Here is a 23479-nt window from a genome sequence, read left to right as displayed (position 1 = left end):
CGATGCAGGAACATGTTCTATAGATAAGGCCTAGACTTTACGAAAAGAACAGACTATGCATCAGCCTACTGTGCTACTGACCGGTGGTAGCGGTTTTATTGGTTCGCATTTGATTCCCGCACTTTTGGCGCAGGATTATAAAATTATTGGACTGACCCGTAAGGCGGGACGAATTTCAAAATCACCAAATGTGACCTGGGTGCAGGAGCTTGATCAAATTCCGCATGATCGGATTGATTATGTGATTAACTTGGCGGGCGAAAGTATCGGTCAGGGCAGATGGACTGAGGCACGTAAACAGCAACTCATTGATAGTCGGGTCAACACGACCCTAGCATTGTATCAATATTTGCGTAAGCGTAAAATTTTTCCGAAACGCATTATTTCTGGCTCTGCTGTGGGCTATTACGGCATTGATGTGAATGAGCAATGGCAGCAAGTTTGTGATGAGCAAGCCCAATCTCAAGCAATTTTTATGTCTGAATTGTGTCAACGCTGGGAGCAAACAATACAGTTATATCCTGAGCAAAATACGCACATTATTCGATTGGGGGTGGTATTGGCGGCAGGTGGTGGCATTTTGCCGCAAATGTTAAAGCCTATTCGACTCAATCTAGTCAATAAAATTGGTCATGGTCGCCAGCCTTTTGTTTGGGTGCATGTGCAGGATGTGATTCGAGTGATCTTGTATTTGATGAAAGAGGCCAATAAACAGCGGCAGCTTGAGGGCGTACCATCTGCACGCAGTAAAATTTATAATGTGGTTGCTCCAGAGCGCACCACGCAAGCACAATTTGCCTTAACTGCATCACGTCAGTTACAGAAAAAACCTTTATTTAATGTACCCGGCATCGTCTTTAAGCTGATGTTAGGGGAGCAGTCGCAATTGATTTTAAATGGTCAATTTGTCAAACCGGCTGCCTTATCCTCAGAAGGTTTTGAGTTTAAATATCCAACACTCGCCGAAGCTTTGAAACATTTGCTGCAATAATTTTTCAGAGAATCGCTGTGTATTGGTCTGATCCTGAAAATGCGTCCTGATATAAGCGCTCTGGCGTATAGTCAGCAGCATTATAGGATGTTGTTTCACCCATCATTAACTCTGCCAGAAGTTGAGCGGATGCAGGTCCCATACAGAGCCCATTTCTGAAATGCCCGAAATTTGCCCATAGATTATCAATATTCGGCATTTTCCCAATATACGGTACGCCATGCGGTGAAGAGGGACGTAAACCCGCCCAAGATTGAATAATCGGAAATTCAGCAAGTTCGGGCACCATGTCCAAACAGGATGCTTTGATGTGTGCCAGCGTTTCAGCGTTCGTTTGAGTGTCAAAACCACATTGGCGCATGCTTGAACCACAAACAATATGACCATCCTGGCGTGGAATCAGATACATGACTTTATTCATGCACATCGTGGGTAACCAGTCTTTTGGCGTTTTAAAGAGCAACATTTGCCCTTGTACAGGTGTTACAGGAATCTCAATTTCCAGTTGTTTACTCCACTGCGCAGACCAAGCACCTGTTGCCAAAACAACATGATCAGCATGATGTTGTTGCCCATCTTTAGTCGAGATCGCGTGAATACGCTGCTGCTCAATATTGAGCTTGGTTATAGGGCTGTGCTCAAAAATAGTTACGCGTGGATGTTGCTGTAAATAAGCGTTCAGCGATTGTAATAAGCGCGGGTTACGCACATTTGCGAGCTGTGGAAAATAAATCGCCTGTTGAAACTTAGGCGAAATGTGGGAATTGACCTGTTCGATTTGTGCATGCTGTAAATACAGGGCTTGCTGCATAGGGTCTTGGTGAACGCTTGCATAATTGAGCCCAATGTCGGAATCATCTTCATCGAAAATCAGCATGCCCGTTTCATGAATTTCAAAATCAATACCTGTTACAGGTTTTAAAAGTGCATTCCATTTGAGATAGCCTTGCTTGCCATAACGGGCAAGGGCATTGACCGCTTTGGCATAGCGCCAAGGATACATCGGGGATAATATGCCACCACCCGCCCATGAGGCGGCAGAGCCCGTTTGTTGTTGGTCGAAAATAGATACCGAACAGCCACGTTCAAGCAATTCCAAAGCTGAAAGTAAACCGCTGACACCTGCGCCAATGATGGCAATATGCATTTCTGATATACCGATTTTTTTCTGAGAGATTGATCAGAGGTTAAATTTTTTTATTTAACCTTCGTCCTTGAAGTTTATAAATACAAACCGAGATGAACCATTCGGTTAGAAAAAAGCCTCCCTATTTTAAAATAGGAAGGCTCAGGAATGGCTTTATTTCATGTCTTTCAGTTTAAGTGCGGCTTCTTCTGCGAAGTATGTCCAAATACCATCTGCACCTGCACGGCGGAAACTCATCAGTGATTCGATAATCACGCTATCAGACAGCCAACCATTTTGAATGGCACCTGCCAACATCGCGTATTCACCACTCACTTGATAAACAAAGGTTGGCACACCAAAGTTGTCTTTGACTTCACGTACGATATCTAAATACGGCATACCCGGTTTTACGATCACCATATCTGCACCTTCTTGAATATCGAGTGCAATTTCATGCAGGGCTTCAGCACGGTTGCCGATATCCATTTGGTAATTGTATTTATTGCCGCCTTTTAAGTTTGATGATGAACCAACAGCATCACGGAACGGGCCGTAGAAGCTTGAGGCATATTTTGCTGAATACGCCATGATATTGGTATAGATATAACCATTGGCTTCAAGTGCTTGGCGAATCGCACCAATTCGACCATCCATCATGTCGCTTGGCGCAACTACATCTGCACCCGCTTCTGCGTGGCTGAGTGCTTGTTTAATTAAGCATTCAACGGTTTCGTCATTGAGGACATAGCCAGTATCATCAATAATGCCGTCTTGACCATGTGTGGTGTATGGGTCGAGGGCACCATCAGTGATCAGTACCATTTCAGGCAATTCTTTTTTGAGTAAGCGCACGGTATTTTGCACTAAACCATTTTCATCCCAAGCAGCTTCAGCAGTTAAGCTTTTGTCTTCTTGTGGTGTGACTGGAAATAGCGCCAGTTTTGAGACACCCAACTCAAGTAAGCGTTCAGCTTTTTTGAGCAAGAGGTCAGCAGACAAACGTTGCACATTGGGCATACTTGGAATGTCTTGAGTTTGGTTCTGACCGGGCAAAACAAATACTGGATAAATGAGGTGATCAGTCGTCAGTTGAGTTTCACGTACCATTGCACGAAGTTGGTCATTTTTACGGATGCGACGCATGCGAGTGGCAGGAAAAGCAGGACGATTGAACGTATAGGTCATAACAATCTCATTGATCAGTATTAAACTTAAACTATTGTAGACGCATAATTGAAGTTTGGCGCACCCAGATTCATTTTTTTATTTAATGACCGTAATTCGAGTAGGCTATGACAGATGTAACAAAGAGTTGGACAGGAAATGTTGATTTAAACTCGAATATTCAAATTGGCACCTTATTAGACAATATTGCACAGGCTTTTAACGAATCTCCTTTTTATCAATACAATGGCATGCGTATGGTGGTGGTCGGTGACCAAATTGAAGCACAGGTGGATATGACCAGTAACCTCATTGGTAATGTCGCATTTCAGATTTTACATGGGGGTGTTGCAGCAACACTGCTCGATAGTATTGGTGGTATATCTGCCATGGGTGAATTGTATAAACGAGCAACACCTGAAGATATGGCTGAAACCAGTAAAAAGGTTTCCCGTCTTGCAACAGTCGATATGCGTGTCGATTATTTGGCACCAGGTCGTGGTCAACGTTTTGTTGCTCGAGCAGAAACGCTACGCTTAGGACGTAAGGGTTGCACTATGCGTATGACCATGGTGAATGACGAAGGCAAAGCTATCGCGACGGCTATTGCATCTTATGCCTATTAAACTTAAGTATCGTTTCAGTTTTACTCTTTATGATTAGCGATAAAATAGACTGATTGATCAACAGTATGGGAAGTAATTTCCCTGCTGTTCGAGAAAAAAGACTGAAGAGTTACATTTTCTATTCTCAGAATATGATTTTTTAGCTTTAAAATGCCGAAAATATAAAGTAGATAGACTTTCTCATCGACACCATATTCTGACAGCAATGTCGTAAAGGCTGTAATCAGCCCGTGATGCCATGACCAAGTCCGCTGGATTTAGGATAAATCTATGACAGATACCCCAAGTACGCTGCCAGAAACACTGCAGTCAGAACAACCTACCGATCAAGAATTAAAAGGTCGCCGCAAAAAAGCCTTGGGCATTGTGGCAATCCTCGTTGTTATTGGTCTGGTGATTTATTTTATTTGGTCAATATTTCTAAATAATTCAGTCAGTACAGACAATGCTTATGTTGGCGCAGAAACAGCTTCAATTACCTCCATGGTCACAGGTCAAGTGTCTGATGTTTTGGTCAGTGACACCCAGCAAGTGAAAAAAGGCGATGTGTTGGTAAGCATTGATGCACGTGATGCAGACATTGCCTTAGCACAGGCCAAAGCAGAATTGCTGAAGGCTAAGCGCCAATATAAGCAAACTGCGGCAAATAGTAGCTCTTTAAACTCTCAAATTTATGTGAGTGATGATGCGATTCATAGTGCCGAAGCACAGGCGAACAAGGCACAAGCGGATGTAAATAAAGCACAGGAAGAATTATACCGTCGTCAACAATTGGCAGCTTCAGGTGCAATTTCAAAAGAAGAATTGAGTACAGCGCAAAGTGCAGTCAATACGGCAAAAGCCAGTCTTGAAGTTGCACAAGCAGGCGTGGCACAAGCCAAATCCAGTCAAAAAGCTGCGCAAAGTAATAAAGCAGCCAATGATGCCTTAATTCAAAATAGTAATGAAAACTCAACCCCAGATGTTTTGGTGGCTCAAGCCCGTTTGGTCCAAGCCGAGCTGGATTTAGAACGTACACAAATTAAAGCACCTTTTGATGGTGTGGTGACGCGTCGAAATGTACAAGTTGGTCAACGTATTGCTCCGGGCACAAGCCTGATGATGGTGGTTCCTGTTGCAAAGCTTTATGTCGATGCTAACTTTAAAGAAAGCCAATTGGCAGGAGTAAAACCCGGTCAAAAAGTTGAGCTGACTTCGGATTTGTATGGTGACAAAGTCAAATATAAAGGCACAGTACAAGGTTTTTCAGGTGGAACAGGTTCTGCCTTTGCTTTGATTCCCGCACAAAATGCGACAGGAAACTGGATTAAAGTCGTACAACGTTTACCTGTACGAATTCAACTTGATCCGAAAGAATTGGCAGAACATCCACTACGCGTGGGACTGTCGATGGAAGCGACGATTGATTTGAAATCGAAGTAATTGCCTATGAATCAGCATATGCAAATGACAGACCTTAAAGGTGGTCGTCTGATTCTCGCTGCCTTAGTACTGGCATTGGCGAACTTTATGGTCGTTTTGGATATGACCATTGCCAATGTCTCTGTGCCCCATATTACAGGTAGTCTTGCAGTATCTGCGTCGCAAGGGACATGGGTCATTACCTCGTATGCGGTCGCTGAAGCGATTTGTGTGCCTTTAACGGGTTGGTTGGCGGGACGCTTTGGTTCTGTACGAGTCTTTGTGGTCAGTTTATTTGGTTTTACCTTATTTTCTGTACTCTGTGGTCTATCGACCAGTTTGGAAATGTTGGTATTTTGCCGAATTGGGCAAGGTCTGTTTGGTGGTCCAATTATGCCACTCAGCCAAACTTTGCTCATGCGCATTTTCCCACCTGAAAAGCAATCACAAGCCATGGGCATGTGGGCCATGACGACCGTTGTAGGGCCAATTCTTGGACCGATCTTGGGTGGTGCAATTAGTGATAACCTCTCTTGGCACTGGATCTTCTTTATTAATATTCCAGTCGGGATTGGTTGTGCGATTGCAGCTATGCGCTTATTAAAAACAGCTGAAACTCCAACTGAAAAATTGAAAATTGACCGTGGTGGTTTGCTGCTATTAGTACTGTGGATTGGTGCATTACAGTTGATGTTAGACCTCGGTCATGAACGCGATTGGTTTAATAATCCATTCATTATGGTCTTGGCACTTACAGCCTTTGTCGGGCTGATTGTATTTACTATTTGGGAGCTGACCGAACGGTATCCTGTAGTGAATATACTGCTATTTAAGTACCGAAGTTTTACCATTTCGGTATTGGCATTGGCCTTTGGTTTTGGAGCATTCTTCGGCAGTATTGTATTGATTCCGCAGTGGCTACAGATCAACTTAGGTTATACGGCAACGTGGGCAGGCTATTTAACCGCAACGATGGGCTTGGGCAGTTTGACCATGTCGCCAATTGTAGCCAAGCTAGCGACCAAATACGACCAACGTGCTTTGGCCAGTTTTGGTTTAAGTATATTGGGCGGAGTAACGCTGATGCGTGCCTTCTGGACCACGGATGCAGACTTTATGGCATTGGCACTGCCGCAGATACTGCAAGGCTTCGCTGTGCCATTTTTCTTTATTCCCTTGTCTAATATGGCATTAGCATCTGTTCTACCACAAGACATGGCGTCTGCCGCAGGTCTGATGAACTTCTTAAGAACTATGGCAGGGGCAATTGGTGCGTCTATCGCAGTGACGATTTGGGATGATCACACCAAAGTGGCACGCAGTGAAATGGTCGGTAATTTACATGTGACAGAAGTACAAAATACCTTGGTGAATACGGGGATGAGTTCCGATGCAGCCTTGGGTTATATTTCAAGTCTGGTCGATAAAGAAGCTCTAACCCTTTCCGCCAATCATGTATTTTTAGTTTTGGCAGGAGTGTTTATATTTGCTGCACTGATCATTTGGCTATGCCCACGTCCAAAAGCGGGTGTAGGTGGTGGACATGCGCATTAAATAATTGAGCTTAGGCCAGTAAAAGAAATTTCGTATTTTAAAAATGATTTTTAATTCTATTCGACGGAGTCTTACATCTAGGGTTTGAATAAAGGGATTAGCCTTCGGCTGGAGGTACTCTTACGAAGCCACGCTTCTCATTAGGCAAAATGAGGAGCAATGCTCCGCAAGAAAACCATTGCCATCCGCAAAACTCGTTCACTAAAGTCAAATTATTCAAAGTATCGCAAAAACATTTTGGATTAGAAGTAGCCCTGCCTCAAACACTTGCGGATGACCTTAGCGCGTATCGTTCTTTTTGTTGAATCAAATTGTGCTTCTGATGTAACGAAGTAACATCAGTTAAATAGCACTGAAGCATAAAAAAACCGCTCTAAGCAGCGGTTTTTTATTGAAAGATGTAAAAGGAGCTAAAGAATTAAAGGTCGGATTTTGCGCGCTTCAAAGCGGATTGCCATTGAGCTAAATGATATTCACGTTGATCGGCATTCATTTTCGGTTCAAACGCCCGTTCAAGTTTCCAAGATGCTGAAATTTCATCGAGATTTGAAAATACGCCCGATTTTAACCCAGCCATAGCGGCTGCGCCCCATGCAGTCGACTCTAATAGTTTCGGACGTAATACAGGCACGTTTAAAATATCGGCCTGGAATTGCATGAGCATATCATTGCTACTGGCACCGCCATCGACACGAAGCTCTTTGAGTGGATTGGTTAAGTCAGATTGCATGGCTGTTAAGACATCTGAAACTTGAAAGGCGATGGACTCCAAAGCAGCGCGGGCAATGTGAGCTTTATTGGTTCCGCGTGACATGCCACAGAGTAGGGCACGCGCATCGCTGTCCCAATGCGGTGCACCGAGTCCTGTAAAGGCAGGGACCAAAACCACGCCATCGGTATGTTCAACCTGACATGCCAGTCGTTCTACATCACTACTTTTTTGAATAATCCCTAAACCATCTCGTAACCATTGCACGATGGCACCTGCCATAAACACGCTGCCCTCTAAAGCATAGGTAGTTTTGTCTTGAGCCTGCCAAGCCAGTGTAGAAAGTAATTTATTTTGACTATATTGAACTTCATTCCCTGTATTGAACAGCATGAAGCAACCTGTGCCATAAGTGTTTTTTGCCGTGCCTGCTTCAAAGCAAGATTGACCAAACAGCGCAGATTGTTGATCACCTAAAATACCTGTAATCGGGATATTTGCGCCGAGTAAACCTGTGGCGGTATCGGCAACGTATTGATCTGAAGAAATGATTTTAGGTAGAACAGAATGTGGGATATTAAACAGCTCAAGTAATTCTTCATCCCAAGCTTGTTTTTGCAGGTTCATCAGCATAGTACGAGATGCATTACTGGCTTCAATCACATGCTCTGCACCTTGGGTTAGATTCCACACCAACCAACTGTCAATCGTACCAAAAGCGACATAACCTTGTTCTGCAAGCTCACGTAAGCCTTGCACATGCTCCAGTAACCAAACTAATTTGCCTGCACTGAAATAGGGGTCGATACGTAGCCCTGTTTTTTTATGAATCAGATCATTGAGGTTTTGCTGAGTGAGTTGTCCACACCATTCTGTAGCACGACGGTCTTGCCAAACAATGGCTGGTGCAAGTGGTTGACCATTACGCTTGTCCCACACTACAGTGGTTTCACGTTGGTTGGTTAGACCAATAGCCTTAATGTCTTTGGCGAGGATGCGAGCAGAGGCGAGGGCTTGCTGAACGACGGCAATTTGGGTACTCCAAATTTCTTGGGCATCTTGCTCGACCCAACCTGAATGCGGGGTTTGAATATGGGTTTCGCGTTGAGCTGTTGCCTGAACTTGTCCATGTTCATTAAAAATAATCGCACGACTAGACGTAGTCCCTTGATCGAGTGCAAGTAAATAGCTCATATATTTTTCTTTTGAGGTCTTGAAATATAAAATATTAGCGCAATTATGTAATTAAGCGCATTCAAAAGTGTAAATGTGTAGAAAATACATCGTATTTATATTCAGTTATGCTATGATTGCTCTCACTTTGGGGATGTTTCTGGCTTCGACGCTGGTGATGAAACTCATAGATGCATGTCGAGAGCGCATTTTCTCTCGTAAATCAAATTTGCATTTTTTAGTCGCAAACGACGAATCATACGCTCTAGCTGCCTAAGGGCAGCTTGTCCGCCTCTCCGAATACTTGTGGTTAGAGAGTCCGACTGAAGCGCACGCACACAAGTCCGTATAAAGCCAAGCCTCGGGGCTTTGTACTAAACTTAGAGGATCGCGATTTGTACCCTGTTCGTCGGGTCACAAAGAGTTAAAACAATAGACGATATCTAAGCATGTAGTATTCTCGAGCGTAGTGCTGGCGGACGCGGGTTCAACTCCCGCCATCTCCACCAAATACCTAGTTTTATATGACGAAATATAACTGAATATAAAACGGAAAGGCTTAAATCTTAAGGGTTTAGGCCTTTTTTCTTGCCTAAACATAACCAAACATAAAAGCATATAGTATTGCGCTTCGTGTATCCCTACGTGTATCCTTGAGAAAAAATTGAACACAAGGGATACAAGGCTAATGAAAAGAACTGAAATAAAACGCCGTCCTTTATCTGACACCGTTCTGGCTAATCTTGAAGCTGAATCAAAAGAATATAGAGAGCTTGATGGCAATGGTTTATATATTCGAGTAAAACCTGATGGTAACAAGTCATGGCAATTGAGATATAAAAAGCCTGATGGTAAGTGGTCGTGGCTTGGACTTGGTGGCTATCCCGAAGTTGCAGGGCAATTAGCACGTAAAAAAGCCAAAGAGCTTTTAGATGATGTATCTAAAGGTGAAAACCCAATCATTTCTAAACAAGAGCGGAAAAGACAAGAGCTAGAACAAAATAATGCGACTTTTGAATTACTGGCTCGTGAGTGGTTAGATACAAAACTAAACTCATGGGTAGCTGATACCATGACACGCAATAAAGGTGCATTGGAAAAGCACATATTTCCTGTTTTTGGTAAGCGCCTATATACAACGATTAAACCAATTGAATGGATGAACTTGTTAAAAGGGATACAACAAGAGAAAGGCATTTTTGAACAAGTAAATCGTATGCGGGCAATGTGTCGGGATATATACGATTATGCAAAGGTCACAGGTCGTATTGATTACAATCCTTTGGAGGGTATTCAGAAATATTTAGAGCAGGGCAAAAAAACAAATATGGCACATGTAGACGAAAAAGAACTACCTGCATTGCTGAGAGCTATCAATAATTATCCTACGATGGATGTTCGTATGGGGTTGCAGTTGCTTGCTATGCTGTTTTGTCGTCCTAGTGAATTGCGCGGCGCAAAATGGGATGAGTTTGATTTTAAAAATGCTGTATGGAATATACCCGAAGAACGGATGAAGAAACGCCGTGAGCATGTTGTGCCTTTACCGACTCAAGCCATAGCAATTCTGAATGAACTTAAAAGCTACGATACTAATTCTGATTTTTTATTTCCAAGTCGTTCAGATAAGAGTAAGCCAAAGTCGGATACGGTTTTTATTATGGCTTTGCGCCGTATGGGGTATGAGGGGCGACAAACGCCACACGGTTTTAGGCATATAGCCAGTACGCTTTTAAATAATCGTGGCTTTGATGAGCGTCATATTGAATCGGCTTTAGCGCATGTAAAAGATGGTGTAGCAGGCGTGTATAACAAGGCTCAGTACTTACAAGACAGAGCCAATATGATGCAATGGTATGCGAATCATTTAGAAGAAATAGCAGATCAATCAATAATTCAATTTAAAAGAAATGTTTAATTAATTATAGGACAGAAATATGGCTGAAATTTCACTTACAACTGAAGATATAAAAATACTAAAAAGTCTAAAAAAGTTTAATGAAGAATTACGCTTAGACGAAAATAAACCATCTTTTAGCATGGTCTTAATGTCGTTAAATCAATTTAATTATAGTTACGATTTTTTTTGCCAAATAATGAAAATTGAAAAGGATGATTTTTCAAAATTATTACTGGGTTTCAGGAATAATTTATATGAAGACTTAGAAAATACAGGATTATCAGAAGTACTCAAAGTTGACATAAATAATATTTATAATTCAATGCGATACTTTATTCATTTTAATGATGTAGTTCTCTTAAGTGATATTTGTTTTGAAAAAAAAAGCTTGTTAAACGATTTAGAGAATTTACAATTTTGTAGGGATTCAAAACAAATAATCTCAACATTTTTCATAGCATTTGATAGATTTTTTGTTTGGGCTCAAGCAATTAATATTCTCAATGAGAGGATAAAAAACTCAATTAATATAGGTCAAAAATTAAAAAAACAGCCTAAACATGTAGTAGATATTCATAAAAAAGGCGCTCAAGCCAGAAAAATGGTTTTTGAATTAAAAAAAGCAAAAGCATATGAACTATATGAAAAGGGGAAATACCATTCATATGCACAATGTGCTCGGGAGATTTACCTAGAAATAGGGGTTAATGACCCAAGAACTGTTAGTAATTGGTTGAGTGAAAAATACAGTAAAAAGAAGAAATAATACTGTTATCAAGCAAACTGTACTTCGTGCAACATAAGTGTGCATTGAGCTAGCTCAAGCATTTAAATCATTGTAATTAAATTAAATAATACCTTTACTTTTTCAAATACAGGTATGTTTATGACTATTACACCTTTGCGCCTTCAGTTCAAAAAAACTTGTGAACTTTTAGATATCAGCCGTGAAAAGCTCCGACATTTACAGCGTACAGATGAATCTTTTCCGAAAGCGATTAAGGCGGGAACAAGTAAGCAAAGTGCAGTTTTCTTCGATTATGCCGAGCTTATGGCATGGCACGAAAAGCAAAAGTTAAGCCTTACAACTGAGGAGGTTTAATTTATGCGTATCACTCATAAAGCGAATATTCTTCGACATCTGCAACAAGGTAAAAGTATTACTCAACGAGAAGCAATTGCCTTATGTAATTGCTATCGACTCAGTGCAGTGATTTTTGAATTACGTTGTGCGGGTTACGATATTAAAACCCATGACGAGGATAATGATTCAGGAAAAGGCATTCATGCTCGATATGAGCTTATAGGGGGCTAACATGACTGATACTCTTGAAAGCCCGAGCTTAGAACAGCCTAAAGATATATTAGCAAATTGTATAAGACTTAATCCACAGGACGGCGCATTTATGCGTCACCCTATCATTGAATCAAATGGTAGCCCTAAACAACCCATCTATATTGATAATACAGTCGTTGATATAGATGGCGTGAAATATGAAAGCCCAATGATATTGCCAATCTATAACGGGCAATTAAAACTGATTCAGTGTGCGGTACTTCAGGATAAAAAGACTGTTCAAATATTCCCTGATGGAGGTTTAGCTAAAGGATTTGCATATTATGGGCAATTGCATAAAGACAGACCTGTTATAATCGCGCGCGAATTAGAAGAATTTTTTAGCGTGGCAAGAACTGATTATGCTGTTGTTTTAGCAATATTGCCTGATATGTGTAAAACAACAAATACTGCATTAAAACAAGCTGATTTAAACATAATTGAAGCAGTTATAAATCAGTTATGGGGTGCAGGTTATAAACAGCTATATATCCCGACACGACCACAAAATAAAGAAATATTACTCGAAATAGCACAAAGCCAAAAAGTACAGCTTATAGACCAGTATCGAAGTGATGGAACTTTTATAGAAATTACACAATATGAAACAGCACAAGAGGTACAAGCGTTTATAGGTGAGGCAATTCAAGTGTTACCAATATTTCAGGAAGTTTGGAAAGAACCCAAACAAATAAAATCTGAATTATTACCAGTGAAGAAAATTACAAAAGATATGCTTCCGACCGATGTATATACCTATTGTGCGGATGAAGCCAAACGAGCGGATAACATGACTTTTGATTTAGTCGCCGTGTGTTTATTAACTTCATTGGGTGCATTGATTGGTGCGAGAGTCGCTATCAAGCCTAAACAATTAGATGATTATTCGATTGTACCTAACTTATGGGGCGGAATTATTGCGCCACCGAGTAGCAAGAAGTCGCCCGCAATAAGTGCAGGAACACGGCATTTAGATCGACTTGTATTGCAGGCTAAAGAACAATATGAACTCGAGCAAAAGGAAAATATTGCCAAAGGTATCGTTTTTAAATCTACTGAAAAAGAGCTGGTTAAAAAATTAGATAAAGCAAAAGAGGAAAGTGAAAAATTAAAACTCGCTCAAGATATTGCAGAAATGCAAACCGAAGTGAATCACAGACCTGTATTAAAACGTTACTTCACCAATGACAGCTCACCCGAAGCATTGGCGGATTTAGAAAGAAGTAATCCAAACGGCATTTTAGTCATTCGAGATGAACTTATAGGCTTACTCAGTTCATTAGATCAAAATGATACTGATACAGGACGAGCATTTTATCTAGAGGGATGGAACGGCACAGGTTCATATCAATTTGATCGTATTACAAGAGGTTCAGGATATATTCAAAATCACTGTTTATCAGTATTGGGTGGTATTCAGCCTGATAAATTAATGAGCTATTTAGAAAAGACAATTAGAGGGATGGGGAATGACGGCTTATTACAGCGTTTTCAATTGCTCATTTATCCTGATTTAGCCCAATGGCAATATGCAGATAGCAAGAGCAATAAAGATGCTAAAGAGGCTGTATTTAGTTTGTTTAAACAGCTTGATGAACTCAATGAACATGAGTTAGTTCTATTGGGGGCAAAACCAAGTGATGAATTTAATATTCGACCTTATTTTCGATTTACACAAGAGGCTCAAGAAGCCTATAAAACATGGTCAACTCAATTAAATGGCATCACTATCCCCAATGAAGAGCATGCAATTATTCAAGAGCATTTATCGAAGTTTGGAAAGTTAATGCCATCTTTGGCTTTAATATTTCATCTTATTGATTCAGTGCAATTAGGTGAGCGTATAGGGGGTATAAGCCTTTCATGCGTAGAAATGGCAATTAAATGGTGTGAATACTTAGAAAGCCATGCACGGCGCATTTATGGCATGGTTTTACATTCTGCTACGTTTAAAGCTAATGCTTTAGCAATGAAGCTAAAAAAGCTCAATATAAATGATTCATGGCGAAGTGATGGCTTTAGTTCAAGAGAAGTGCATCGTAAAAATTGGAAAGGTTTAACAGACTTGAATGCTGTAAATGAAGCCCTTGAGCTACTTGTGGATTATGAATGGCTGAATGAGCAAGAAATTGAATCATCGGTAAGAGGTGGGCGACCAAGTAAACGCTATTTGATAAACCCTAAAATCTACTTTTCGCAAAAGTAGCACTGCCAAAACTGACATTACTTCAATAGTTTTGTCGGTTTTGTCATTTGTGATTCTATGAAAATAATAATTTTTAGAGTCCATAAAAAAGAGTTTTTTCAGTCCCTAAAGGTATTTTATAAACCTTGTTGTAATCTTGTGGTCATTGATGTCCGAAAAATCTTAGATAAGCAAAATAATATAATTTTTGGACACGTTAGATTCCAATAAAATCTTACCCTAACCTTGCCCTTTAAGATTTTTCGGCTATCTCTAGATACTGATAAAACCTTACTCTAATCTTATTGTTTCATTAGATTTTCGGAGTCCTTAAAAAAGGGAGTTTATGCACACGTTGGAAAGGGAGTTTTCCGACACGTTAGATGTCAGAAAAATCTTAATTATTACTAATTTTTATAGTCCATAAAAAGAGTTTTCGGAGCGTTACGTAAAAGCTTGGCTTAAATAACACTTTTCAATTATTTTGAATTTCCGAATGCCCTAAAGAACCTGACAAAACCTAACATTTTTAGTTAATATCAAAAATGCATGTGAAAACCATGAGCCAGTAGGTTATGATTTTTAACATTCTAAAATTAAGAAACTTTCTACAAAAAATTGAACTAGTATTTTTTAGGGGGGATATTTTGCTTAAATTATTAATATTATTGTGTGGGATGGCTAGTCCGCTTTTATTTGCCCAAACTATATATGAACTTAGGGAAAGTAATGGTGAGACCTTACTTACTAACAAGGATAAAAAATATTCGAATCTAAAAGTTGAGAAGAAAACTTATTATCCTGAAGATGGTTTCGAGACAAAGTGGAATGTTCATTGTTCCAAAGATCGCTTTAATGGTTTAAAAAGTTGTTCGATCAGCACTTATGCATCTGACATATTTGTCTATTTTTCAAAAGGTGAATATTCAATTTTGATTGGAAGAAATCATTATCCCAGAACATCTAGTGCTATAAAAATAGATGATAATGCAGCGATTTATGGGTATGAGGGTATATCTGAAACACCTTTAAAAGTTCTTAAACAGATGATGAATGGGAAGATAGCCTATACGAGATACAAAGAGTGGCCTTATGAATATAACAAGGATAACGAAGTAAAATTGGATGGTTTTAGTGAAGCTATAGAAAAAATGAAAACTGATTACAAAAATTTATAAATCGATAATTAGATAAATAGGGGGGGGAGGGATGCAGGATTTGTTAGGTCAGGCTGCGTACAAGAAAAAGTTAGCAAAATTGTCAATAAAAGAAAAAAAATATGATGATGCGTGGAAATTTTTACATGAACAAAAGGAATTATATTTACGACATGCATCAAGTTCAGGCTTTGATCTAGTTTCGACTAGAGTAATTGATGCTTCAATGCATGAAGATTTAGCCAATATTTTGCGGTTGGAGTCAAAGCATAAACAAGCACTAAGTAATTTATCTTATACATATAAAGCTCAATTTATGGCGAATAGACCGATAGTTACTTTAGAAAAAAAATTACAAGCGTATTTTTCGAGAGTTTATGAAAAAGATCAATTTGAAAAGTTTAAATCACTTTTAAATTTGTTAAAGGATTCTGATTACATTTCGGTTAGAGATTTTGTAGAGATTTACTTTCTACAATTGTCGTAGAGTTTGAATGAAAAAATTTAAACCTGATAAAACTTGAATACTATTAAGGAAATGTAGCTTATTAGGGGCATTTAATCACCTCAATTCATTGGCGTATTGATATCTAAGAAAAGATATTTTGTATCCCTACGTGTATCCCTTTGTTTTTAAATTTAACAAATTAAATAAATATCAATTACTTATTTTCTTAGTTCAATTGACGCCATCCCACCAAATTCCTGAAAAAGCCCTTAAATTCAATATTTAAGGGCTTTTTTATTGGCTCAATATTTAGAGGGCAGAGCTAATATGATGCAATGGTTCGCTCACTATTTAGAGGAAATAGCAGTTCAGAGTATTCTTTAATTTGAAAAGGCTAAGTGACAACTTATGTCGTATTACATGCCAAAATATACACAATTATAATTAAATATCGTTTATATTCAGTTTGCTAAGTCTAGGTTTGCTCCCGAAAGTCGGATACCCAATTCGATTGGCTTAGCTATTTATTTGGGGATGCTGTGGGAGGCATTAGATTTGAAATTATTAGATTTAGCAAAAAAAAATTTAAGAGAATTTACCTCAACTAGAGAAGCTTTAGAGGTGCTTGCCACCACACAACAAACACCCCTAAGTTATGTGGCAGCTTTTCTAATCAGTCAAAGTTTTGAAACAAATATTCCAACATATAATGCTGATAAATATCATGTTATTCATTCTAATGATGATTGGAATTGGGGGAAGTTTGAATACACATATTCTATACTTTCCAAACTAGCGGATGATGAAAAATATAAGCACGCTTTAATTTTTGATGAAAATGATATCCCAGAAGACTTTACAAATACTTATTGGAAAAGAAGTGAACTATACAGCTTAGATTTGATAAAAGACCTATCAATAGATTCTTACTTTCGTGCTGAAGATATAAAAAATATTATTGGAAATCGCTCTTTGAACTTAGGAAATTTTGAGTCCAATGATTATTTTTCTGATAATGATGTAAAACAGATATTAAAGAATGGTATACCTTCGTATCTCCCACATAATATGGAAAAATTAGCTCTAATTGATGACTATGTCACATCAATTCTTGTTTTTTTTGACCGTGACTTTGATAACAGATTCTCGATACAAAAAGATGAGTTAAAACAATTATTTTTTAACCAACAAATTATAATAAAAGGCTTTAATGATGATTTATCTAAGAGCAATCCATCAGAAAACAGCAATATTTGGGATGCTCAATATTTAAATATATTGAAAGATGATGTGCCTGATTTAAAGATAGATGATTATGAACTATTTGAAGATAGCATTACGAACTACTTAAATGAATCTGAGCTAATCAAAGATCCAAAAGAAAATACTTCAAAGCAAATAGAAAATCAGATACCACTTCATATCAAAATTTTGGCTATGAATGATTATTTTACAGTTATCGAGTCAGCTTGTTTTATTTCTTTTGATGAGCCCGAGAAAATACAGGCTTATGTAGATAGCGGTGATTTCACTTATGATGCATGGAGATATGGTGAGCATATTCAAGCTGTAAAGGTTATCGAAAATGGTATCAGAGCAAATAATCTAGATATTGAAGATGATGGCATGATACCAAGAGTATCATTGCAGCGATTTCTATATGAGCGTAATCATGTAATTAGTGGTTTTAACGACAATCAATCATTATTAATTCTGCCAAGATATGGAGACCCATTAATTGGATATGCCTCACCAGAAAGTTATCAAAAAGAACGCGCTCAACTGTTAAAAGAACTCAAGCAGCTCGAAAGTGAGTTAAAGCAAGAGAAACTTCAGTCATCATTACTCATTTTAGATAATCAATCCTCGCTATCTGAAACCAACCAGCTAAAAGCTAGAATTACAGAACTTGAAGCTGCTCAACCCAAGCCAATAGATTCTGATGTTCAATTAAGTCCAGAACAGGAAATCCCTAATTCAAGACAAAGAAATAATATTCTAAGAATTATTTCGATCTTATCCCAAATGGCTGACTTGCCCCCTGAGCCATTCTCAGCATTCAATGTATTGGAAGCATATGCAGATCAAAATAATAAAGAGATTCCAAGTAAGCACACGGTCGCAGACTGGCTAAAAAAGGCTAGAGATTCTAACTAGAACGAAAGTCATTCTAACTAGAATTGGAATGATTCTAACTAGAACAAAGTAATTAAAATCAAAAACATACTAAGCCCACTATATTTTTGTATATGTGGGTTTAATTATGACTATCAAACCAATTCGTGTTCAATTTAAAACAGCTTGCGAGTTATTAGACGTAAGTCGTGAATCATTACGTCATATCGTGCGCACTGATGCCTCATTTCCCCGACCAATTAAGACAGGGGAGAGCAAACAGGCCTCAGTCTATTTCGACTATGCTGAGCTTGTAGCGTGGCATAACGGTCAAAAGCAAAGCCTTGCAGTGTTGGAGGCTTAATCATGAACCCATCTATTTCTAATTTTAATCAATACAATGTTCGTGTTGCTTTTGATGCAAATGGAGAACCACTATTTTGTCTTGCTGATGTTTGTAAGGCTTTGGATATGAAAAGAGCCAACCCAAGCAGATTTAATTTAAATCCAAAGGGTACACATAGTTTGTATATCCTCACTATAAGCTGTTATCAAAGCATGATATTTATCAGTGAAAAAAATCTATACCGTATAATTTTAGGATTAACCAAACCAGAAGCTTTGAAATTTCAAAAGTGGGTATTTGCTGAGTTACTTCCGACTATTCGAAAGACAGACAGCTATTTGGCACGTCAAACAGCCTACGAAGAATTAAAATACCTTTGTATGCAAGAGAAAATATCAAAAGAAAAAGGCACATTTCACAGCATGGGTATGCACCGCCGTAAGCAAGAAAAGCACATAAATGCTATTCGAATTGAAAAATGTAAAAGCAATTTACAGCTTGAACTCGAACTTTAAGGTTTGGGTGACATATTAGATATCAAATCTTAAATTTAAGCCGGCTAATATCAACCAGTTTTAGATGATCAAGTAAGGTTAGCTAGTATTTACGATCTTGCAGTCGGCTTAATTATTGATATTGTGGAGAGTAACTTTCTCAATGAATTAGATAAATGAGCAAGCAATTACTTAAATGCAGATACTCATTTTGATGTAGTTTGGGGTGTAATGGAAAATGAAACAGCGAAAAAAATTCGTCACTATGTGAGGAATGAGCGTCAAATTACGTAAAGGCTATGGCAACAACATCGCGCCGGGGATTAACTGGAACTACAACAATCCTGAATGGGATGTGAAAGTCGGTTATTACCCTCGTATGCTAGAAACCAACTTGCGTTATTCGCCTGGGTCAGCTACTTACGATGATCTTTCAGAGAATCATTTACCATTTCAAGCCGCTTATCAAAACGAAAAGCACAATCAGCTGAATACCCGTATTGTACGTAAATTCGGTAATGATCAAATCGGGAAACACGAGGTCGGTATATCCGGATCTGCTGCACAATTGCATAACAAAACGACCCGTGATGACGGTAGTTATTATGCCGCTGGAATTAATACCAACAGCAACTACCAACGTTGGAATTTACAGTCTTCGGTGATTCATTATCAATATGATGCTGAAAACCCTGAAGGTGTAAGTAATGACATGACCTTGATGGGCGCAAATGGTTTAACACCTGTCTATTTCATTGCCTCTGAAGGCACAGTTTCAAGTGTCAATTTGGCCTATACGTTACCTGTACAAAATATGGGTAAACTCAAAACCATTCGTTTCTACAATGACTACAGTTATTTAGACAAAGAACGCAGTGACTGGTCAGCTTCGCAAATGAATACTACGGGTGCAGTGTTTATCGCATCACCGTTTATGGTATGGGCAGACTACACTTGGGGTAAAAACGCCAATATTATTGGTGGTGCAACTAATGGTACAGGCTTTACTTCAGCGACATCTGTCAACAGTGATAAATGGATGTACCGTGTCAATTTAAACCTTGGTTTTACTTTCTAAGAGCAAAGCAAATAGCGATTGAAATAAAGGGGGAAACCCCTTTACTTTTTCATTGTGCAAAAATCTAAAATTAAAAAAATAATGATCAACGAAGCAATGAACGTCACGAATAAGTCTTTATTTATCCATACATTTTTATAAAAACCACCTATAATAAGTCCTAATTCCTGATCATCATCTTGTCAGGCTCATCAATAGCACATTTGTTTTTAAGTCCCAATAAATACTTGCTCGCAGGACATAGTTTGCTGTTAAAAATGATGGGTCTTATATTATTAAAAATAAACGAATTGAATAAAGTAGGGAAAAGCATATTTCAACTTTAGAACACGCAATTTTATTGGCGAAGACTCGTCATCAACAACAATACGATAAAGCGGGAAAACCGTATATCGGGCATCCTTTACGTGTCATGCAAAATGTACAGACGAACGATGAAAAAATTGTGGCTGTACTCCATGATATCTTGGAAGATACGCCAACCTCTATCAGCGAACTAATAGAAATGGGCTTCAATCACAACATCATCAATGCCATTGTTGCTGTGACGAAACAAGATTGTGAAAATCGATTTCAAGCTGCGCAGCGTACTGCAAAAAATCATATGGCTTGTACCGTAAAATTGGCAGATTTACACGACAACATGGATTTATCCAGATTGTCGACTATCCGTGCTAAAGATTTAGAGCGGTTTAAACAATATCAGAAAGTCGAAACAATATTATTCAATGCGCAAATGATTCATCAACATATCGCAGCCCTTGCTTTAGGTACGGATTATCCAGAGTTTGAATATCAAGATTTACGAACAAATTACCAGTACCTACTGAATGCTATGTTTGATCAACAACACCCATTGGGTGGTATCCATATATCAAGTGCTCAGGAATGGTGGATTTTATTTGAAGATGTGAGTGCTTATTTTGCCTATTGTCAGCGTAGAGGATTCATACCGAGCGGACAGGTCTTTTTGAAAAGTGTTCTAGCAACCGATGCTGAATATTTTGCAGGCAGCTTTCAGACTGAGGCAGATCAACAGATATTCATGGAGATCTTTAAGACGTTCAACAAGTTTCATTTTGTTGGCTTCAAACCTAATTTGCATTGAAATGATGTCACAAAGCTTATTCGGCACACGTCTCAATACCAATGCTATTTAGAAAATAGAGTGAATAGGATTAAAATTCAAAATACTTATAATTTTTAATTATAGAATCAAATGTTTATCTATTTTTTATTAGGTTTGAAACTTTCCGGTTGTAACCAACTCAATGTAAGGAAGTATAAATCCAAAAGGGTTATAACCGGAACATTTACCGCAAATTTAAATTTCGCGCCAAATATCATTTTTGTCTTTTAGTGAAATCATAAAATTAAAATTGTTATCATTGCTGACCAATAAACCTTCAGGTGTTTGCATTACAACTTTAAGCACAGTACCTGATTCAAAAACTAAAGGACTGCAATTTTCTTTGTTTAATGTCACTGGTTTTAAGAGTTCAACGATAGCATTTTCCATTTTACTTCCCCAAGTATGTTTGTTATTCGAGATTAGCATATTATTGGTGAATTAACTATTTTTGTAAATAATGAGAAGATTCTCAAACAATATATTTTTATGTAATTCCATAACTTAAGTTTAAAAAATGGTGGAAAACCAGTTTTGATAAAAATTAAACATTGATTACAATAATAAAAAATACATATTGTAACAAATTTTAAATTAAATTATTGGGGGTGAAAACCCATAGTAAATCAACTTCTTTGGCTCAAGGCACAAGCGAGCAAAATGATGCATCAGCACGGGTAAATCGAAATAATTTTAAATTTTAGAGAAGTGAATCTTCAGCTGTATTGGATTAAGATTCATTTCAGCTGTTCACATTAGATTGAGAAATCTAGGTTTCATATGTTGAAGACCTCAGTTGGCAGTGATGCTGAAAGTTTGCTTTGCATCCGATATGATTAGTGATTGCTGATATAAAAGTTTAAAGAAGCTAAAAAAATATGCCACAGTGATTGATTCACAGGCCTATGTCCTAAAATCAAAAAAGTAAGGATTCATTTGCACCCATGTTTAAGTCTTTTTTCCCAAATCCAAAATGGTTTTTTGGGTCATTTATTCTCTGGTTCTTTATTAATGTTGTGCTTTGGTACAGTGGTGGTAGTGAATGGGGCACAATCATTGGCCTTCCTGAAAATTACCATAAAGCCGAATTAGCTATTGGGGTAAGCCGCTTTTGGGCACCTGCATTTCTTTGGTTTTATCTTTGGTTTTTAGCAGCAACGACACTTTTTGCTTTATTTTGGAAATGGAAATCAAACAATCCTTGGCAAGCTTGGTCGGTATGGGGCACGGCTTTCATTTTATTTAACATCTGGTTTAGCGTTGAAGTCGATGTGGTGATTAATGCTTGGTATAACCCATTTTACGACATGATTCAGAGAATGTTGAGTTCTGGTGGGGGTGATGTAAAAGATCTCTATTTGGGCACACTGACTTTTATTTATGTCGCTATGGTTTATGTCACGATTGCAGTATTTAACTTATTCTTTGTCAGTCACTATGTATTTCGTTGGCGTACTGCCATGAATGAGTTCTATATTCAGCATTGGGATCAGCTGCGTCATATAGAAGGTGCTTCACAGCGTATTCAAGAAGACACGATGCGCTTTGCCAAAACCACTGAAAATTTAGGTGTGAGTTTGGTTGAAGCCGTCATGAAATTGATTGCTTTTTTACCTGTACTTTTTACGTTGTCCATTCATGTCAAAGCAATACCAATCGTAGGTGAAATTCCACATGCCTTGGTTTGGGCAGCAGTCACTTGGTCAATATTGGGCACCATTATACTAATGCTTGTGGGTTATAAACTCCCTGGTCTGGAATTTAATAATCAAAAAGTTGAAGCTGCATATCGTAAAGAACTGGTGTATGGGGAAGATTATCAAGACCGTGCTGATCCACTCACGTTAAAAGAGTTGTTTAGTAAGGTTCGCGTGAATTACTTCCGACTTTATTTCCATTATGCCTATTTTAATTTAGTTCGAATTTGGTACATACAGCTCGATAACTTATATGGCTATTTTATTTTATTTCCAAGTATTGCCGCAGGCGTGCTGACTTTAGGTTTATTGATGCAAATTATGAATGTATTTGGCAAGGTACGAGAATCATTTCAATATTTGATTGCATCATGGCCGACGATTATTGAATTACTGTCAATTTATAAGCGCTTAAAAGCATTTGAAGCTAAAATTAATAATTGAAAATTTGAATTTAAAATAAAGCCTGCAATAAAAGCAGGTTTTTTTTATGGTTTTAATTGATTGATTTTATATTTAAATAAAATCAATCAATTAAAATTATTTAATTTTAAATTCAGAGTTTTAGGAAATTTGTGTAAATAAAAACAATATTTATGTAACTAGGGTAATTCTAAGTGTATTTATTGTATCTTTTGCGATGAATAATTAATAAAAATTACGTTTTGTTGAATTTAATCACAATTTATTAGCGTTTTTTTACAATGAATGTGCAAACAAAATCACATTTAAAAATATACATGCGTACTTAAATGCAAATTTATACCTTTGGATTGGCCTGAAGCATCTTAACAATGCGGTAAAGAAAAAAACTTTAATATTTTTTGTAACTTTGTTGAACTGATAT

19 protein-coding genes, 1 other RNA gene and 2 pseudogenes are annotated in these 23479 nt (G+C 38.1%); 18 read left to right on the top strand and 4 right to left on the bottom strand.

Features of this window, described 5'->3' with window-relative positions; all coding sequences use genetic code 11:
- Positions 1–55 precede the first annotated feature (55 nt).
- Entirely contained in the window at positions 56–991 is a 936-nt protein-coding gene (locus B9T33_RS08610; protein ID WP_086178517.1) for a TIGR01777 family oxidoreductase, read from the top strand.
- 4 nt (positions 992–995) lie between these two features.
- Here the strand turns inward: B9T33_RS08610 and thiO are convergent, their stop codons facing one another.
- Together thiO and hemB are read right to left on the bottom strand one after the other, a co-directional pair.
- On the bottom strand, positions 996–2138 hold the full coding sequence (thiO, locus tag B9T33_RS08605) for a glycine oxidase ThiO (RefSeq protein ID WP_086178516.1): 1143 nt from the start codon (positions 2136–2138) through the stop codon (positions 996–998).
- Positions 2139–2291: 153 nt separating this feature from the next.
- A complete protein-coding gene (hemB, locus tag B9T33_RS08600) occupies positions 2292–3305 on the bottom strand; it encodes a porphobilinogen synthase (RefSeq protein ID WP_086178515.1) in 1014 nt (337 codons plus the stop codon).
- Positions 3306–3412: 107 nt separating this feature from the next.
- Between hemB and B9T33_RS08595 the strand changes: the two genes are divergently transcribed.
- The 3 genes from B9T33_RS08595 (at position 3413) to B9T33_RS08585 (ending at position 6865) form a co-directional block, all read left to right on the top strand.
- Positions 3413–3910: a thioesterase family protein gene (locus tag B9T33_RS08595; RefSeq protein WP_086178514.1), complete on the top strand. Its 498-nt coding sequence runs from the start codon at positions 3413–3415 to the stop codon at positions 3908–3910.
- Positions 3911–4180: 270 nt separating this feature from the next.
- Positions 4181–5332: an HlyD family efflux transporter periplasmic adaptor subunit gene (locus tag B9T33_RS08590; protein ID WP_086178513.1), complete on the top strand. Its 1152-nt coding sequence runs from the start codon at positions 4181–4183 to the stop codon at positions 5330–5332.
- Positions 5333–5356: 24 nt separating this feature from the next.
- The gene (locus tag B9T33_RS08585) at positions 5357–6865 is read left to right on the top strand and encodes a DHA2 family efflux MFS transporter permease subunit (protein ID WP_416202591.1); all 1509 of its coding nucleotides are present in this window, start codon (positions 5357–5359) and stop codon (positions 6863–6865) included.
- Positions 6866–7283: 418 nt separating this feature from the next.
- Here the strand turns inward: B9T33_RS08585 and glpK are convergent, their stop codons facing one another.
- The gene (gene glpK / locus B9T33_RS08580; protein ID WP_086178511.1) at positions 7284–8768 is read right to left on the bottom strand and encodes a glycerol kinase GlpK; all 1485 of its coding nucleotides are present in this window, start codon (positions 8766–8768) and stop codon (positions 7284–7286) included.
- A gap of 129 nt (positions 8769–8897) precedes the next feature.
- Here glpK and ssrA point away from each other — a divergent pair.
- From ssrA to B9T33_RS16585, 13 genes and pseudogenes are all read left to right on the top strand, one after another.
- Positions 8898–9256, top strand: a transfer-messenger RNA (tmRNA) gene (gene ssrA, locus B9T33_RS08575).
- A 179-nt stretch (positions 9257–9435) separates the two neighbouring features.
- Positions 9436–10665 (top strand): tyrosine-type recombinase/integrase, encoded by a 1230-nt coding sequence (locus tag B9T33_RS08570; protein WP_086178510.1) that lies wholly within the window; start codon positions 9436–9438, stop codon positions 10663–10665.
- Between the two features lie 19 nt (positions 10666–10684).
- Entirely contained in the window at positions 10685–11413 is a 729-nt protein-coding gene (locus B9T33_RS08565; protein ID WP_086178509.1) for a hypothetical protein, read from the top strand.
- 120 nt (positions 11414–11533) lie between these two features.
- Positions 11534–11749 carry a transcriptional regulator gene (locus B9T33_RS08560; protein ID WP_086178636.1) on the top strand — a complete coding sequence of 72 codons (216 nt, stop codon included), beginning with the start codon at positions 11534–11536 and terminating at the stop codon, positions 11747–11749.
- Positions 11750–11752: 3 nt separating this feature from the next.
- The gene (locus B9T33_RS08555) at positions 11753–11962 is read left to right on the top strand and encodes a helix-turn-helix domain-containing protein (protein WP_086178508.1); all 210 of its coding nucleotides are present in this window, start codon (positions 11753–11755) and stop codon (positions 11960–11962) included.
- 1 nt (position 11963) lies between these two features.
- On the top strand, positions 11964–14189 hold the full coding sequence (locus tag B9T33_RS08550; RefSeq protein WP_228145805.1) for a YfjI family protein: 2226 nt from the start codon (positions 11964–11966) through the stop codon (positions 14187–14189).
- 554 nt (positions 14190–14743) lie between these two features.
- A complete protein-coding gene (locus B9T33_RS08545; RefSeq protein WP_228145804.1) occupies positions 14744–15346 on the top strand; it encodes a hypothetical protein in 603 nt (200 codons plus the stop codon).
- Between the two features lie 31 nt (positions 15347–15377).
- Complete coding sequence (locus B9T33_RS08540) at positions 15378–15812, top strand: hypothetical protein (RefSeq protein ID WP_086178507.1); 435 nt, start codon at positions 15378–15380, stop codon at positions 15810–15812.
- Positions 15813–16328: 516 nt separating this feature from the next.
- Positions 16329–17930 carry a hypothetical protein gene (locus tag B9T33_RS08535; protein ID WP_143224005.1) on the top strand — a complete coding sequence of 534 codons (1602 nt, stop codon included), beginning with the start codon at positions 16329–16331 and terminating at the stop codon, positions 17928–17930.
- Positions 17931–18036: 106 nt separating this feature from the next.
- Positions 18037–18252, top strand: coding sequence for a transcriptional regulator (locus B9T33_RS08530; RefSeq protein ID WP_086178505.1), 216 nt, complete (start codon positions 18037–18039; stop codon positions 18250–18252).
- 2 nt (positions 18253–18254) lie between these two features.
- A complete protein-coding gene (locus B9T33_RS08525) occupies positions 18255–18749 on the top strand; it encodes a Bro-N domain-containing protein (protein WP_086178504.1) in 495 nt (164 codons plus the stop codon).
- 274 nt (positions 18750–19023) lie between these two features.
- Positions 19024–19806 (top strand): annotated as a pseudogene (locus B9T33_RS08520) (hypothetical protein); the annotation flags it as partial.
- 313 nt (positions 19807–20119) lie between these two features.
- Positions 20120–20530, top strand: a pseudogene (locus B9T33_RS16585) (HD domain-containing protein); the annotation flags it as partial.
- A gap of 600 nt (positions 20531–21130) precedes the next feature.
- Here the strand turns inward: B9T33_RS16585 and B9T33_RS08510 are convergent.
- Positions 21131–21325, bottom strand: coding sequence for a hypothetical protein (locus B9T33_RS08510; RefSeq protein WP_086178502.1), 195 nt, complete (start codon positions 21323–21325; stop codon positions 21131–21133).
- Positions 21326–21879: 554 nt separating this feature from the next.
- Between B9T33_RS08510 and sbmA the strand changes: the two genes are divergently transcribed.
- Positions 21880–23076 carry a peptide antibiotic transporter SbmA gene (sbmA, locus tag B9T33_RS08505; protein WP_086178501.1) on the top strand — a complete coding sequence of 399 codons (1197 nt, stop codon included), beginning with the start codon at positions 21880–21882 and terminating at the stop codon, positions 23074–23076.
- Positions 23077–23479 lie beyond the last annotated feature (403 nt).

This window comes from Acinetobacter sp. ANC 5054 (assembly GCF_002135295.1).
GTDB lineage: Bacteria > Pseudomonadota > Gammaproteobacteria > Pseudomonadales > Moraxellaceae > Acinetobacter.
This window is presented reverse-complemented; position numbering and strand designations above follow the sequence as displayed.